This window comes from Aestuariivita boseongensis, from assembly GCF_001262635.1.
In the GTDB taxonomy this organism is placed as follows: domain Bacteria; phylum Pseudomonadota; class Alphaproteobacteria; order Rhodobacterales; family Rhodobacteraceae; genus Aestuariivita; species Aestuariivita boseongensis.
In genome coordinates this window covers 1-13,669 of sequence record NZ_JXYH01000071.1, presented here as the reverse complement: position 1 = coordinate 13,669, position 13,669 = coordinate 1, and the positions used below count along the sequence as shown (strand labels likewise).

Sequence of the window (13,669 nt, the reverse complement as noted above, 5' to 3'; positions counted from 1 at the left end):
ATCAGATCGGGCTGCTCAGCGTTCCTGGGCTTCATCCAGATCGCCCGTGAAGCCGCATGTCGAGATCATGAGCGCGCGCCGGATCGGTGCCCGGGGGTGCATCTGTATCGCGAGCCGCGCCCATTTCTGCGTCTCGATATTGTCGCCGGTGGCAAAGCTGGCCTGGGCAAGCGCGAGATAGGCGTGGCTAAGAACGGATTCGCGCTCGCGCGGACTCAGACGCAGTCCGAGTTTTGCGTGTTCGACCGCTTCTTCCGAAAACCCGTCCAGCGACTCCGCCCATGCAAGCATAATCAGCCCGTAGGCATAATTCGGGTTCAGCTCGATCGCCCGCCTTAGATTTCCCAGGCTCCTGTCGCGCTCTCCGAGGAAATGAAGCACCAGCCCGCGCCTTGTATAGGCCCTCGGGTCGGATGTGCCGATGTCGAAAAGCTTCTCGATGCAGTTCCTTGCTTCGAGCAAGGCCTTATCCGGATCGCCGCCCCAACGATAGAGATACATGTATAGATGGGCATGTGTGCGTATGTCGTAGGCTAATGCGCAGCGGCGATCACCTTCTATGGCCTGAGCGGCCGTCTCGGCCGAGGTCGCGAGCAATTCATGGCTGCCCAGACGAAGGGCCTCGTCAGCCTGCGCAGAGGCCTTCAGCGCTAGGTCGTACGACGAGAAGTCCACGTCGCGGCCACCCAGCACGCGGCCTATCTCGGCCAACTCGATCTGTGGCGCGACCGATGCAACGATGCCGCGAGTGATTTCTTCCTGTAACGCGAAGATGTCTTCCAGGTCGCGGTCATAGCGCTCGGCCCATAGGTGGCTGCCTGAGGCGGCATCGATCAGCTGTGCGGTGACGCGGACCCGTTTGCCTGCCCGCCTGACCGAGCCCTCGACAATAAATCTTACACCAAGATCGCGGCTGACCTCGCGGAGGTCGACCGCACGACCCTTGTAGGCGAAGGTCGAGTTCCTGGCGATGATCATCAACTCGGGAAAGCGCGAGAGTTCGGTGATGATGTCCTCGGTGATGCCGTCAGCGAAGTATTCCTGTTCGCGGTCGGCGGACATGTTGTCGAATGGCAGGACGGCAACCGAGGGTTTTGCCGGGATCTCGGGCTTGGCACCTGTCAGCGTTTCGATCACGTTGGCGACTTGTGGTCCGAGGTTCACCTTGTGAGCGCGTATGGGATGCGGGATGTTCTTGAGCGTCAGCTCGCCAAGATCTGTGAAGGTCAGCACGGTCTTTCCGCGGACTTGGCGGAAGGCATCATCCGAGAGCATCACGCCACCGTTTTCGGCCTGTGCCTCGAGGCGGGCTGCGATGTTGACGCCGTCTCCATAAATGTCCCCGCCGTCAAGGATGACATCCCCGATGTGTAGGCCTATACGGAAGCCGATACGGGTGTCGGGAGGGGTGTTGGCCTCCGCCGCAGTCAAGGCTTCCTGAATGGAGACGGCGGCGTCGACCGCGGCGACGATTGAATCGAAGAGGACCAACATTCCGTCGCCTGTCAGCTTGATGATCTCTCCACCCGCTTTCTCAATCTCCGGATCGATGATCTCACCCCGGAGTCGTTTCAGCCGTGACAGGGTGCCTTCCTCGTCTGTCGCCATCAGACGCGAGTAGCCGACCATATCGGCAGCAAGAATCGCAGAAAGACGACGTTTCATCGAGAATCTCCTGTGCCCTGCCACGGTAATCAGGTGGGGCGGCAGAAGCCAAGGCTCATGGGCTCGATACGGGATGGTACTTCATGCCAGCGGAGTTAGCATACAAGGCATGACGCCTTGTTGTCAGCTTCGGGCTCTCATCAGCCCTTCGCTGCATCATGTCTGAACGTCCGCTCCTGGACACCAACCAGACCTAGATAACTTCCAAAAGCAGACACCCGACCCACCCGTTGGACCCGTTGGCTAGATAAGGCTTAGCATCGGCACCCAAGAATTATTCAATATCTATAATGATTTATCAGTAGGTAAGGATGATCAGACCCTACCCTCACAGGCATCCCCCCTAGGACCTATCTCCTCCTTATCCATTACTTATACCTATTCCCCTTCAAGGGACCCCCTCTGCGGGCGTGGGAATGGCACACCCCGACTGGGGCATTTTCTGGGGCATTTCTGGGGGAGGTTCACCCAAGGGTGTCCCTGGACGTCTATATCGGCATCGATGTGAGAGAGATGGCTGGGGTGGTAGGAAACGCAGCCAACTGATTAAAATCATCGGCTTACGTGACTGAAGCCGAAAATCGGGGCCTTTTTTGGGGCATTTCCGAGTGAAACGAGGGTAAGGCACGTAGGCGATCTGGAGCGTCAGCGGTGGACGTGAAAGGGAGCAGTTATGCAGGTGTCCAGGAGCGGCATCGATGGGGGCGCACAGAGAGCCACAGAGGCCCTCAATGATACCGGTTCACCTGGCTCTGCATCTCTGAGCACTGCAGCAAGACACTGACGACAGAGCGGAAGACGATGACTGGTGTTGCTGTGATGTGCCGGACTGACATGGTGATCTCCTCTTGCTGATCCTACTTTAGCCTGAGACCTCAGGAGGGTCTGTGATCTGGGTCACAGGTGCTGGAGGGAGGTAGGTCTTAAGAGGGAATAGGTACTAGTAATGGATAAGAGGGAGGAGATAGGATACTGGAGAGAGATCCCTCTTGGCTAAAGCATTGATAAATTATTATTACCAATCAATGATTTAGTTATATGATTGATCAGGTGGGATCCTGGGAAAGACCCCGGAAACACTCGGGAACGGTGAGCCAAAGTATGGGGACCCTAACGCAACGGGTGGGCCGGGTGTGTGTAACAACGAAAGCAATACACAGTTCACGCCCATGTAACAGAGCTGTGGAAATAGTGTGCAGGCTCAATGACTTAGCCAAGCAGGACGGAAAAATATTATTGTATATCAGACAGTTAAATTGACGCCTAATTTTTAGGCAATCTAAAAAGACACCTGTAAAACAACAGAAAAACACCCTCGTATCCGTCGTGATCAACAGACTTGTCCACAGGAATCGTGGATACCTTCGCTGTTGACAGAATGTCACATTTAGCGCAGCCGGGCTTCGGAATCGGACCGGCTGAGCGCCATGCTGCTTGATTGGGTATCACCCGGGATCATGGGCGGCAGTTCTTGGCCGATATTGCGGAGCTGAGCCCTTTACTGGGTATCGCTGAGTACGATGGCGGTCTTCTTCGTTCCAGGGCCGAGGATCTGGCCGCTCAGGCGCAAGGGTTCCGTGACGCTGAGGCCTATTGGCAGTGGTTGGCGGACTATGTGACCACCAAGACGATCCCGTCATAGCACTTGCCCTCGGCCTTCGGGCCGGGGGTTCCTAAAACTCTTTTTTTGCTGTTCGGGTGCAATCGGTCGGTGCTACCGGCACCGGTAACGGGTGGGTCGGGTGTGTGATTTTCGTAGTCTCTATGGTTGAATTTCCCAAAAGCGGACGTTCGCTGAGGAGGGAAACTATGTCTGGATTGCAGATGGGGTGGATGGCTCCTGCTCCATCGGCGTCGCGATGCGCCAGGATTACGTATTTGGATAGTACATATAGCTTTTTCCACCGCCCCCGCAGGCTACGGCGCAAGCCACTAAGAACAGAAGAACTAGCGGAAGAACAATACCCGCGCTGCTTCCAGTCGCCTCATGCTGCATGGTGGAGTATGTTTCAATCTGTTCTGCCGTCATCTTTGGCTTCATCGGCTTTGTTGCGTTGCCGCCCTCAGCAAATGCAGCCGTGGCACCAAACGTGACGATTGTGGTCGCCAAAAGTGTTTTTTTAAGCATCGGTCGTATCCCCCAGTATACTTATATATTATTAATTGTATCATATAACTGAAGTTTTTCCTACTCGTCTCTGTCGTAGAGTGAAATACCGAAGATTAGAAGCGTTACACCAACCAAGGCAAGCCACTCCAGCTAGCAACAAGGGGAATGACGCTGGGAGGGGATGGGGTTAACAGCCGCTTGGAGGTTGATCTGCCCTAAGGAAGAAAGGAAACCGTCAACAGTACTATCCAATGGCTTTGGAGAATGTGACATGGGTATCAAGAGCGTTATTGTTGCCATAGCCTTCGCATCGGTTTCTGGCCCGGCTACAACAGACGCCGAGGAGCTAACTTGCATATTTGATCAATTCATTGGATTGAGGCCAGGATATACTCAGGAACAGAGACAAGAGTTCTATGGTATAGGTTTTGTCGCCAATGCTACGCAAAGGTACGTTCGGAAGCTCAAAGAAGGCAAAGTTGGTCCGAAACAAACGGTGAGTGTGAAAAGGACAGCTTCATTCACGAGCTACATCCTCGCAGTGAACGGGCCAGTTGTACGAAAAATCAATTTCAGGGCATATGTGGATGGAAGGTGCTACCTACTAATACAGCATCCGCGCTATGAAGATATTTGGGCGCGTGGGCGAATACAAAGGTAAGACCGCCCCGAACTAGCGCCTTCCCTTTGGCTCATGTTTCCCAAGTGTTTCCAGGGTCTTTCCCGGGATCCCAACTAATCAATCATATAACTAAATCATTGATTAGTAATGATATTTTATCAATTCTTTAGCCAAGTAGGATCTCTCTCTAGGCATCCTATCTCTCTCTTATCCATTACTTATACCTATTCCCTCTTAAGACCTACCTCCCTGCATGACCTGTGACCCAGATCACAGACCTTCCTAAGGCCTCAGGCTAAAGTAGGATCACCAAGAGGAGATCACTGACATGAACCGTAACCTGGACCTGCTCCGAGCCTTGTTCCAAGCGTTCCAGGAGTGCTCTCAGATGCAGCAGCGGGTGGATAGGCGATATCGGTGTCAGCGACGCCAGTGATCAGCCTCTCAGGTGCTCTCTATGCGCCCCCATCGATGCCGCTCCTGGGCACCTGCATAACTGCTCCCTTTCACGTCCACCGCTGACGCTCCAGATCGCCTACGTGTCTTCCCCTCGTTTCACTCGGAAATGCCCCAAAAAATGCCCCGATTTTCAGCTTCGATCACGTAAGCCGATGAATCTAATCAGTTGGCTGCGTTTCCTACCACCCCAGCCACGCACTCACTCATTTTCATCCTGCGAGAGACTGCCCCGCTATTGTGGCGCGTTTTCTGACGCTTGCCCTGCGGCGTTTCAGACAGAGACGCGCCCGTGAGTAGGAATCCGGCCAATTTCAGGCCGCAGTCTCAGTTCGCCAGTCCGGCGGTACGAGTTTGGAATAAAGGCGGAAGCGCTGGCTTACAGCTTCGCGAACTGCGCGCGCTGGTCTGACCACGTTGCCGGCACGCCTGACTTGATGAGCGTGTCCGACGTCAGGCCATCCGGCTGTTCGCCATTTGCGATCGAGTCGAGGATATCCGGTGCGAGGAGTGTGAGATCGACAACATCCTGCACCCGGCGCTTGGATGTGCCTTCGGCCTGCGCGATCTCTGCGAAGGACTTGCCGCCAATGATCATCGACATCCACTTCTGCGCCTTCACGATGTTTCGCACGAGCGTCCGGTCGATTTCAGGCGGCGCCTCGCCCAGATGCAGTTTCAGTTCAACGCCGCGCCGGCGTATCCGAAACGGCGATGTGAGTGTCAGGTCTTCTGCTTCGAGCCTGTCTGCCTCACATCCCAAAACCCGTGCCAACTCATCCCGGGCCAACCCAACTGTCAGGGTTCCCGGGCTCACGTCAGCCCCGCGCACCCGCCGACGTGACCTGAGGCCAAGATCTTCCGCGCGCTCTTTCACCACACGGATCAGGCCGTGTTCCAGGTAGAGCTCATAGAGTGTCCTGACCGTTGCCGCCTCAAACTCATCAACCTTCAGCGTCCTACCATCCGCCTGGTATCCAAGCGGCACGTTCCCACCCATCCAGAGACCCTTGCGCTTGGAAGCTGCAATCTTGTCCCGGATGCGTTCTGCTGTGACCTCGCGCTCGAACTGGGCAAAGCTCAAGAGCACATTCAGGGTCAGGCGTCCCATACTGGTCGCCGTGTTGAAGCTCTGCGTTACCGACACAAAGGACGCCTCCGCCGCATCCAGCCGCTCCACCAGCTTGGCAAAGTCGGCCAAGGAGCGGGTCAGACGGTCGATCTTATAGACAACGATCTGATCAACGCGCTTTTCGTCTACCGCCTGCATGAGCCGCTGCAGTGATGGGCGCTCCAGATGTCCGCCGGAAATGCCGCCATCGTCATAGCGGTCCGGGAGTGCCTCCCAGCCTTCATGCTTCTGACTTGCGATATAGGCCTCGCAAGCCTCCCGCTGCGCATCAAGGGAGTTGAAGTCCTGCTCAAGCCCTTCTTCAGAGCTTTTGCGGGTATAGATGGCGCAGCGGATGCGGCGCATCACGACACTCCGAAGAAACGTGGACCCGACCAGTGGGCGCCGGTGATGTGTTTGGCAATGGCGGACAGGGATCGCCAAGTTTTTCCGTCCATAACGTAGCCGCCATCCACGACTTCAACCTGATACGTGCGGCCGTTCCATTCGCGCACCAGATGGGAACCAGGTTTTGCCGTTGTCGGCAGTGACTTGCCCGAGGCGATCTGCTTTAGGCGGCGGGTGGTTTTGACCGAGACCCCGCCCAGCGCCCTATTCTGCGCCTCCCAGATCAGCACCCGTTTCATAAACTGCTGGGACAAGTGTTTGGGCGGCGGGCAGTCAAAAGCCGCGCGCCAGCGGTTCAGGCAGGCTGCCCGATCACAGGCGTCTACCTCTGCAATCAGGATCGTGACCGCGTCTGATGCTCCGGCGCTCATTGCTTGCCCTGCGCTTCGACAATTCGGTAGACGGATCCGTTGGCTGTCTCTGTGCGAGACACCGCGCATCCGGCCTTGCGTTGCGCCGATATCGCAGCCCGCGCCGTATGAGGCTGCCAACCAAAGGTCTTTTGAAGCTGCGCGATAGTCACCCCGGACTTCCTTGAAAGCAGTTTGCGCAACTGCACACGGCGCGTTGATTTGTTGGCCGTCCTCTTTGGTTGGGCTGTCTTTTGCGCTCTTAATTGTGATGTTGTCATTGTGTTTCTCCACTCATAGGGCAAAGGCCAATCCTGCGCCCGGTACTGAGTGGAGCCCGGCAATCCGGGCGTCGACGCAATCAGTACCGCTCTGCTGCGCTCGGAAGTCCAGTCCCATCTGGCAGCGAACCCAAGAAAAAAAGAAATGCTTGGCGAAGTGGGAATGTCTGCTTAACACGCAAAGTCAGACATCTGACCAAATGGGTCAGATGACCGCGTTGAGCCCAAACCGGAAGTGCTCCGTCCTTAATCTTCGCGGTCGCAGCATCAAAACAGCTCCATCCATGGGCCGCGGTGCGGCAAGATAAGCGGCCGTTGATGCATAGCGCAGCGACTTTTGCGACCTCGATGTCCGAGTTGCGGACAGAGCAGACGTTGATTAGTGCTATTGGGCCAGCCACGATTGGAATTTTGCATCAAGGTCGTCGCGATAATCCGCCCACCATTCGTAATTGTAGATGAAGGTATTAGCTGCATTTGCAGGATCGGTTGGCATGTGCCGCGCCATGTCTATCCCCAACTCTGCATGTTTTCCGACCAAAGGTGCCGATGAGCTCCTTGCTGGTCCGTAGGGAATGTATTTTGCCTGATCGGCAAGCCGCTGGGTGTCTGTGGCAAAGCGCACGAACTCTAGAACGGCTTCCTTTCGCTTCTCTGGCAAGTCAGCTGGGATAATCCAGCCATCCAGATCGAACACCTGCGCATCCCAAAGCATTGCAATCGGTTGACCTTGCTCTTCGATTACCGAAAAAAGGCGCCCGTTATAACCTGATCCAAAAACAACTTCTGCATCGGCCAAAAGTTGAGGTGGTTCCGCACCTGCAGTCCACCAGACAACTTGATCCTTGATCTCGTCCAGTTTGGCAAATGCCCTGTCCTGCCCTTCTTTGGTTTCCAGAACATCATACACCGCGTCTTTCGGCACTCCTGAACAAATGAGCGCCCATTCGAGATTGTTTATAGGGCGCCTCTCCAGAGTGCGCTTTCCAGGAAAAGCTTCCAGATCGAAAAAGTCGCAAACGTTTTTCGGCTGCAAACCGTTCCAGGCCGCGACATCGGTGCGATAGCCAAATGCCGTGGAATAGACGACTTGCGGTATGAAACAGTCAGACACGAGAAGGTCACCGAAATCGTCTGATGCTTCCGACCCGTCGGGAGCAGAGGCAAGCATTGCGTCATGGTCGATCTCCATCGCAAGGCCTTCGTCGCAAAGCCTTATCGCGTCAGATGCAACGACATCCACAAGATCCCACGTTGTATTGCCCGCTTCGGCCATGGCGCGAAGCTTGGCAACCGCCGAGGCTGAGCTTTCGTCCCAGATGAAGCTTACACCTGGGTTCGCCGCAGCGTAGGGTTCAGTGTATGCTCTTTGCTGACTCTCCTGATAGGCGCCGCCCCATGAAACGATCGTGAGTTCAATTGGATCAGCGGCCTCGGCTGCATTTGCTGCAATTGAGGCTGCAACAGCCGCGACTGACAAGACGTAAAACTTCATTCCGTTTCCCCCTTTGCATTGCCTATTCACTGAATGGCTCAAGCATAGCCAAACAGAACCTTACTCAAAATTCATCCGAATTGCGAACGAAGCTGTCGGGGCTGCACGATGCTTAAAACCATGCACTGCATACTATCCGCGGCCACATAAGGCTCTTCGGACAAGTGTTTAAATCTCTCAGAACACCTCTGGTGGCTTTGCCAAAGGTCCCCAGGTCTTCGGATCGGGCAGACCCACGCTTGTCCATGCTTCTTGAAGCACCCGGGATTCCGCCGTGCGCGTTCGCGGCAGATCATCGAGGATTTCAATCCACGGCATCTTGCTTTCCATACCAGAGTGGGCCGCGGGGGCATGCTTTTTGGGTTCGTCAAGATTCGCGGTGAATATGACCAGATAGGCCGCTCGTTTTGGCTGGAGCAGCCTGTACGTCATGCTGGAACCGCATGTCGGGCAAAACCCCCGCTCTGCGATTGGGGATGACGCAAAGTAAGTGGGTTCTTTCTCCAAAAACTGCACAGTTGATGCCGGAAAGGCCGTCCAGGTGCTCATGGAAGACCCGGTAAATTTCTGACAGATGCTGCAATGGCAAAAACCCGTGCTGATTGGTGGAGCGCTGATTTCGAAACGTATGGATCCACATAGACACCCGCCTGTTATCAATGAGCCTTGCAAAGCGTCTTCGTCCAAATCCATGAAGCCGCCCGTCAGTCCTGCTCGACTTTTGGTCATGTAAACATGAAGGGGCATGTCCGAATCTTTGACGCGCTTGTGCCCGCAATCTTCCAGAGGCACATCAATCTTACCACGTATCTGGGCCATGACTTCGGCTGAAACCGCAATCCCACCGGGTTCTGCAAGTGCCTCAAGCCGTGCAGCCGTGTTTACACCGTTTCCCAGCAGATCACCGTCTTGCACCACCACGTCGCCCAATGAAACTCCAACGCGCAGGACAAGCGGTTCATCATCTGATGATCGCTTCGCTTGAAGCATCGCCAAACGTTGAATACCGACAGCACAGTTCACGGCTTCAATCGTGCTGGAAAACTCAGCCAAAAACCCATCGCCCAGAGACTTGAACAATCTGCCCCTGTTTGCCTCGACCTGCATGCCGATGACTTCGTCTTTGAGTTTGGCGACTTTGGCCAAGGTTCCATCCTCATCGCGCGACGTAAGTCCTGCGAACCCCACCACGTCGACCGCCATGATTGCCGCTAGTCTGCGTTCCAACTCATCGCCCTCCAAACTGTGAACTGATCGACGTTACTATAACACAAGACTTTCCGAGATGGGGCGTGAGGAGACAAACGACATTGGCTCGGCGTGGGTGTCCACTTTGGGCTCGAAGCTGCCATTCGCTGCAGTGCCGCACGCAGTTGATCCATGAATGACCGCAACGCGGACAAACCTGACATTGGCACCAAGGCTGCGTTGGAAAACGCGATTAGAGATCGTTTCGGCGACTGAACTCAAAATTCAACCGGATCGCATGTCGCTGCGGATTTCCTTAAGAAGTGGAAGCATTTCGCAGGACTTCGCCAGCTCCATGGCTTCTTGGAAGGACTGCTCTGCCGCTCCTTGCTGACCATTTCGAGAAAGGGTTCTTCCCAGAGCGCAAAGCGCGTACGCTAACATTCCGTTGTCCCCATTCTGTCTGGCGCGCGATACTGCGACCCGGGCCTGATCTTCGGCCTTTCGAAGGTTCCCAAGAGCCGCCCAGCAGGACGCCAAATGAACCGCTTGTGTCCCGCGGCCCCCGCTGCCTTTTCCACTTGCCTCTCTCGCGACGGCTTCCTGAAGAAGAGGCAGCGCCGCTTTGGCCTGATCGAGCCTAATCAGGGCCAACCCAAGTGGAGATGCCACCGAATGAAACCATGCTGTGTTTTCATCATCTTTTGTCAGCGGTAGAACGGATTGCAGGGTATTTGCTGCCAGCTCGCTATTTCCGAAGCGCAACCAGAAAACCCCAGTAGCGACTCCTGCAAGAATCCGAAAAAACGGCGGGCGATCCTGTGACAGGTCGTTTTGACAGTCGAGCACCTCGAATTTGACCTCTTCGAAGCGCCCAAGTTCGGCTGCGCACCACACCAACCACAAGCGAGCAAGTGCGTATGTGATGGGCGACAACTCGTGCCTGGACCCTCGATACTTAACGCAAGCATCCATAACCGCACGACTTGACTCAAAGGCTTCGGCATATTGGCCGGTGGCAGCGAGCATCTGGGATTGCAGGAAGCGGAGTTCAGCAACTTCGCGAAGCGCGGCCAGCTTTTCGTTTTCGACGATCAAAGCGCGCACTTGGACTAAGGCATCGCCCATGTTTCCTTGAGCGACCATGTTGCCAATCATATGCCGCTGTACCAGACGCGAGCGTGCATCATCGTGGATCCGATCACAAATGGCCATGGCTTCATTCAATCTCTTGCCGATCTCGTCAAACTGGGACGTCGCGAAGAGGGCATCACGCAGCATCAAGCGGATATCGATGGCAAGTTGATCGATTTCTAGCGACCGTTCTTTTACATGGCTTTCTGACTGCAACGCGAGACAAAGCAGCTCAGTGCTTTCGGTATAAGCCAGACGAGATGCCGCTCGCTTCCCAGCGGAAAAGTACGAACGTGCGGCTTGTTCATACAAACCGGCACGGAATGCCTGTCTGCCAATTTTGGCATCTTGTCCGGGTCCGCGTGCCGCATCCCGCAGATACTCGTAGATTGTGGTGTGAAGTGTGCGCCGTTCATCGCGTAGCAAGGATCTGTAGGCGGCTTCACCCACAATGGGGTTTACGAACGCATAAAGCGTGCTCGGCAGAAAGCTGGTTTCGCGCACCAAACCGGCATCAATGACTTGTTGGAGCAAATTAAGCGTGTCGGCTTCATTTTGACCTGTTAATGCGAGCAACGTTTCGAGTGTGACAGGGTTTTCGAAAGCCGCACCCGCCTGAAGGAGCTGTTTTGCTTCATTGGGCAGGCGGTCAATGCGCTCTTCGAACAGATCGACAACGCTTTCCGGGATACTCAGCTGAATTGTCTGACTGTCCGGTTCGTCCTTTCCACGTTCAGCCAGGTGACGGGCGAATTCGGTAAGAAAACGAGGGTTGCCTTCAGCTCTGGTGATAATCTTTTCAAGCAAGTCCTTGGAAAGGGGCCTGTCAACGAAGTGCGCGTTTAACAACTGCAACGCCGCTCGGTGCTCCAGCGGTCTAACTTGTAAAACCTGCCGCGCAGTTGAGCGAAAATCGGAAATGTCCTCGCGACTGAATACCAAAACCAGAAGTGGCTTCTTGTCTACAATTCCAGAGGCCGCCTTTAGGAACGTTCGGCTCGAAGCGTCAGACCACTGGAAACTGTCGATAAGGATTATCAGTGGCCCCTGATCTGCAAGCGTTTCTAACATCAATTGTAGCGCGCTTAGCGCCGCGAAGCGCCGGTTTTCGGTTTCTTTCTGATCTACCTCTTCACTTTCTGACATAAGGAGCCAGATCACATCGTCCGCGTGCTTAGCAATTTTCTGATCCAGGAGTGCAAGTTTCTGCGATAATTCCTGAGCGGGATCATGCGAGACATCCTGAGCGATGTTTAGCAACGACATTACAAGGCGTCTCAGAAGCGCATTGGGGTCAGAATGGTCTTGTGCTCGGTTTGATGCGACAGCAATGCGCGCGTTTGTCGGTTGCAGCTGGCGACTGAACTCCAACAGCAGGCGCGTTTTGCCAACACCCGCTCCTCCGAGCACGGAAATTACATCCCCTATGCCATCGGCCAGCTGTTCGTAGGCGCCCATTAGGAAGTTCATCTCACGATTGCGGCCTATAAACGGAAACTGTGCGAGCGCATCTTCTGGAAGCAAATCCTGTGGATTGCTGCCCACAGAAACCAATTGAAATGCGTTCAAGTCGGAAACGGGACGCACTTCGATGGAATGCCCGGCCAGAAAACGCGTAGATTCATTGATCAAAACAGTTCCTGGTGTAGCTTTTGCCTCCAAATGCGCGGCAACGTTAACCACATCACCGATCGCGTCGATTTTGAATGCTCCATCGCCTTCTGTGACGTTTACAACGGCAGTTCCAGAACTAAGGCCAACGCGCAGTTGAAGCGATCCACCAGCAGGCGTTTTCAATTGGTCAGCTACTGCCAAAATGTCCAAAGCCGCATGGCATGCTCTGTAAGCATGGTCTTCTTGCGCCAGTGGAGCTCCGAAGACGCAGAAAATGCCATCGCCCATAATCTTAGCGACGACTCCGCCGGCCGCTTCTATGCAGGGGCTCAGGCCTTCAATCGACCGCTTTAGAAAACCCTTGGCATCTTCCGGGTCCAGTCCTTCAACTAGTCTTGTGGAACCCACGATATCGGCAAACAGAACCGTAATGTGCTTCCTGGCCTCAGTATCACCTGGTCGCGCATTGGAGGCCTTGCCGCGGTCGCGGACTGATGAGTGATTTGGCGTTACGCCTTCGCCATCATTTTGCGGTGCTGGAGATCCACAAGCGTGGCAAAAACGAGCTTTGAGCTGCAGCTCCGTTCCGCAAGAGGAGCATTGCACTATTTGCGATACCCCGCAGCTCGGGCAAAAGCGGGCTCCTGCAGGTAGGCTGCTTCCGCACGCTATACAGCCTCCCTTAAGTTCCTTTTGGGTCACGTTCCGCCTATGGCGTTAAGTCAAGCGCTTCTACAACCCGTACATAGGGAATTTGTGCTGCTTTGTTTACTTCTTTCACGTCATCTGCATTTTCGGCTTCAAACAGGCACATCGAGCGGTCTTCTCCCGGAACAAAGGTCGTCCGGATATAGCGCACAGATCGGCCATCCTGGTTGAAGCCATCAGAGAATTCGATGGCCCGTTGTTGCGCGGCAGCCAGCTCCTCCATCGTGATGCCAGACAAATCGCGTTCGACCATAAATACAGACATCTGTAGTCTCCTCCCAAAATACTCATCTGAATTGAAATGCTAGCAAGAAAAAAAGCGCCGATAAAGCTTCGAGTCCGCGGGCCACAGTAGCATTATTTGCATGTTCATATGCTCTTGGATTACGTGGATTGGTTTGCATTAGCTCTACTGCAATAGTCTAGAAAACCCACGCCTCTTGGGACCGCTCTGGGCTCAGAGCAGCCCTTCGCTGCAGGGCGGCACTGATCTGCGCGATGAACGTCCGCTTTGCGGATCGAGCGGG

Annotated in this window: 10 protein-coding genes; 1 reads left to right on the top strand and 9 read right to left on the bottom strand. The window is 54.8% G+C overall.

Translation table 11 applies throughout. The features are described 5' to 3' along the window. Nucleotides 1-15 precede the first annotated feature (15 nt). The gene (locus TR61_RS18200) at nucleotides 16-1,665 is read right to left on the bottom strand and encodes an adenylate/guanylate cyclase domain-containing protein (RefSeq protein WP_050931954.1); all 1,650 of its coding nucleotides are present in this window, start codon (nucleotides 1,663-1,665) and stop codon (nucleotides 16-18) included. 1,438 nt (nucleotides 1,666-3,103) lie between these two features. Here TR61_RS18200 and TR61_RS18195 point away from each other — a divergent pair. Further along, nucleotides 3,104-3,307, top strand: a complete 204-nt coding sequence (locus TR61_RS18195) for a hypothetical protein (RefSeq protein WP_050931953.1) — start codon at nucleotides 3,104-3,106, stop codon at nucleotides 3,305-3,307. A gap of 228 nt (nucleotides 3,308-3,535) precedes the next feature. Here TR61_RS18195 and TR61_RS18190 read toward each other — a convergent pair whose 3' ends face one another. From TR61_RS18190 to TR61_RS18150, 8 genes are all read right to left on the bottom strand, one after another. Beyond that, on the bottom strand, nucleotides 3,536-3,793 hold the full coding sequence (locus tag TR61_RS18190) for a hypothetical protein (RefSeq protein ID WP_050931952.1): 258 nt from the start codon (nucleotides 3,791-3,793) through the stop codon (nucleotides 3,536-3,538). A 1,439-nt stretch (nucleotides 3,794-5,232) separates the two neighbouring features. After that, nucleotides 5,233-6,330, bottom strand: coding sequence for a recombinase family protein (locus tag TR61_RS19745; protein ID WP_082182037.1), 1,098 nt, complete (start codon nucleotides 6,328-6,330; stop codon nucleotides 5,233-5,235). Continuing rightward, nucleotides 6,330-6,743, bottom strand: coding sequence for a DUF2924 domain-containing protein (locus TR61_RS20595; RefSeq protein WP_082182036.1), 414 nt, complete (start codon nucleotides 6,741-6,743; stop codon nucleotides 6,330-6,332). Before TR61_RS20595 ends, TR61_RS19745 begins: the two co-directional genes overlap by 1 nt. After that, entirely contained in the window at nucleotides 6,740-7,003 is a 264-nt protein-coding gene (locus TR61_RS20590; RefSeq protein ID WP_082182035.1) for a DUF3489 domain-containing protein, read from the bottom strand. The genes TR61_RS20595 and TR61_RS20590 overlap by 4 nt, the downstream gene beginning before the upstream one ends. A gap of 385 nt (nucleotides 7,004-7,388) precedes the next feature. Continuing rightward, nucleotides 7,389-8,498 carry an extracellular solute-binding protein gene (locus TR61_RS18170; RefSeq protein ID WP_050931950.1) on the bottom strand — a complete coding sequence of 370 codons (1,110 nt, stop codon included), beginning with the start codon at nucleotides 8,496-8,498 and terminating at the stop codon, nucleotides 7,389-7,391. A gap of 177 nt (nucleotides 8,499-8,675) precedes the next feature. Next, the gene (locus TR61_RS18165) at nucleotides 8,676-9,701 is read right to left on the bottom strand and encodes a GFA family protein (protein ID WP_157440974.1); all 1,026 of its coding nucleotides are present in this window, start codon (nucleotides 9,699-9,701) and stop codon (nucleotides 8,676-8,678) included. Between the two features lie 270 nt (nucleotides 9,702-9,971). Then, the gene (locus tag TR61_RS18160; protein ID WP_082182034.1) at nucleotides 9,972-13,136 is read right to left on the bottom strand and encodes an adenylate/guanylate cyclase domain-containing protein; all 3,165 of its coding nucleotides are present in this window, start codon (nucleotides 13,134-13,136) and stop codon (nucleotides 9,972-9,974) included. 7 nt (nucleotides 13,137-13,143) lie between these two features. Further along, nucleotides 13,144-13,407: a DUF4242 domain-containing protein gene (locus TR61_RS18150; RefSeq protein ID WP_050931946.1), complete on the bottom strand. Its 264-nt coding sequence runs from the start codon at nucleotides 13,405-13,407 to the stop codon at nucleotides 13,144-13,146. Nucleotides 13,408-13,669: the final 262 nt, after the last annotated feature.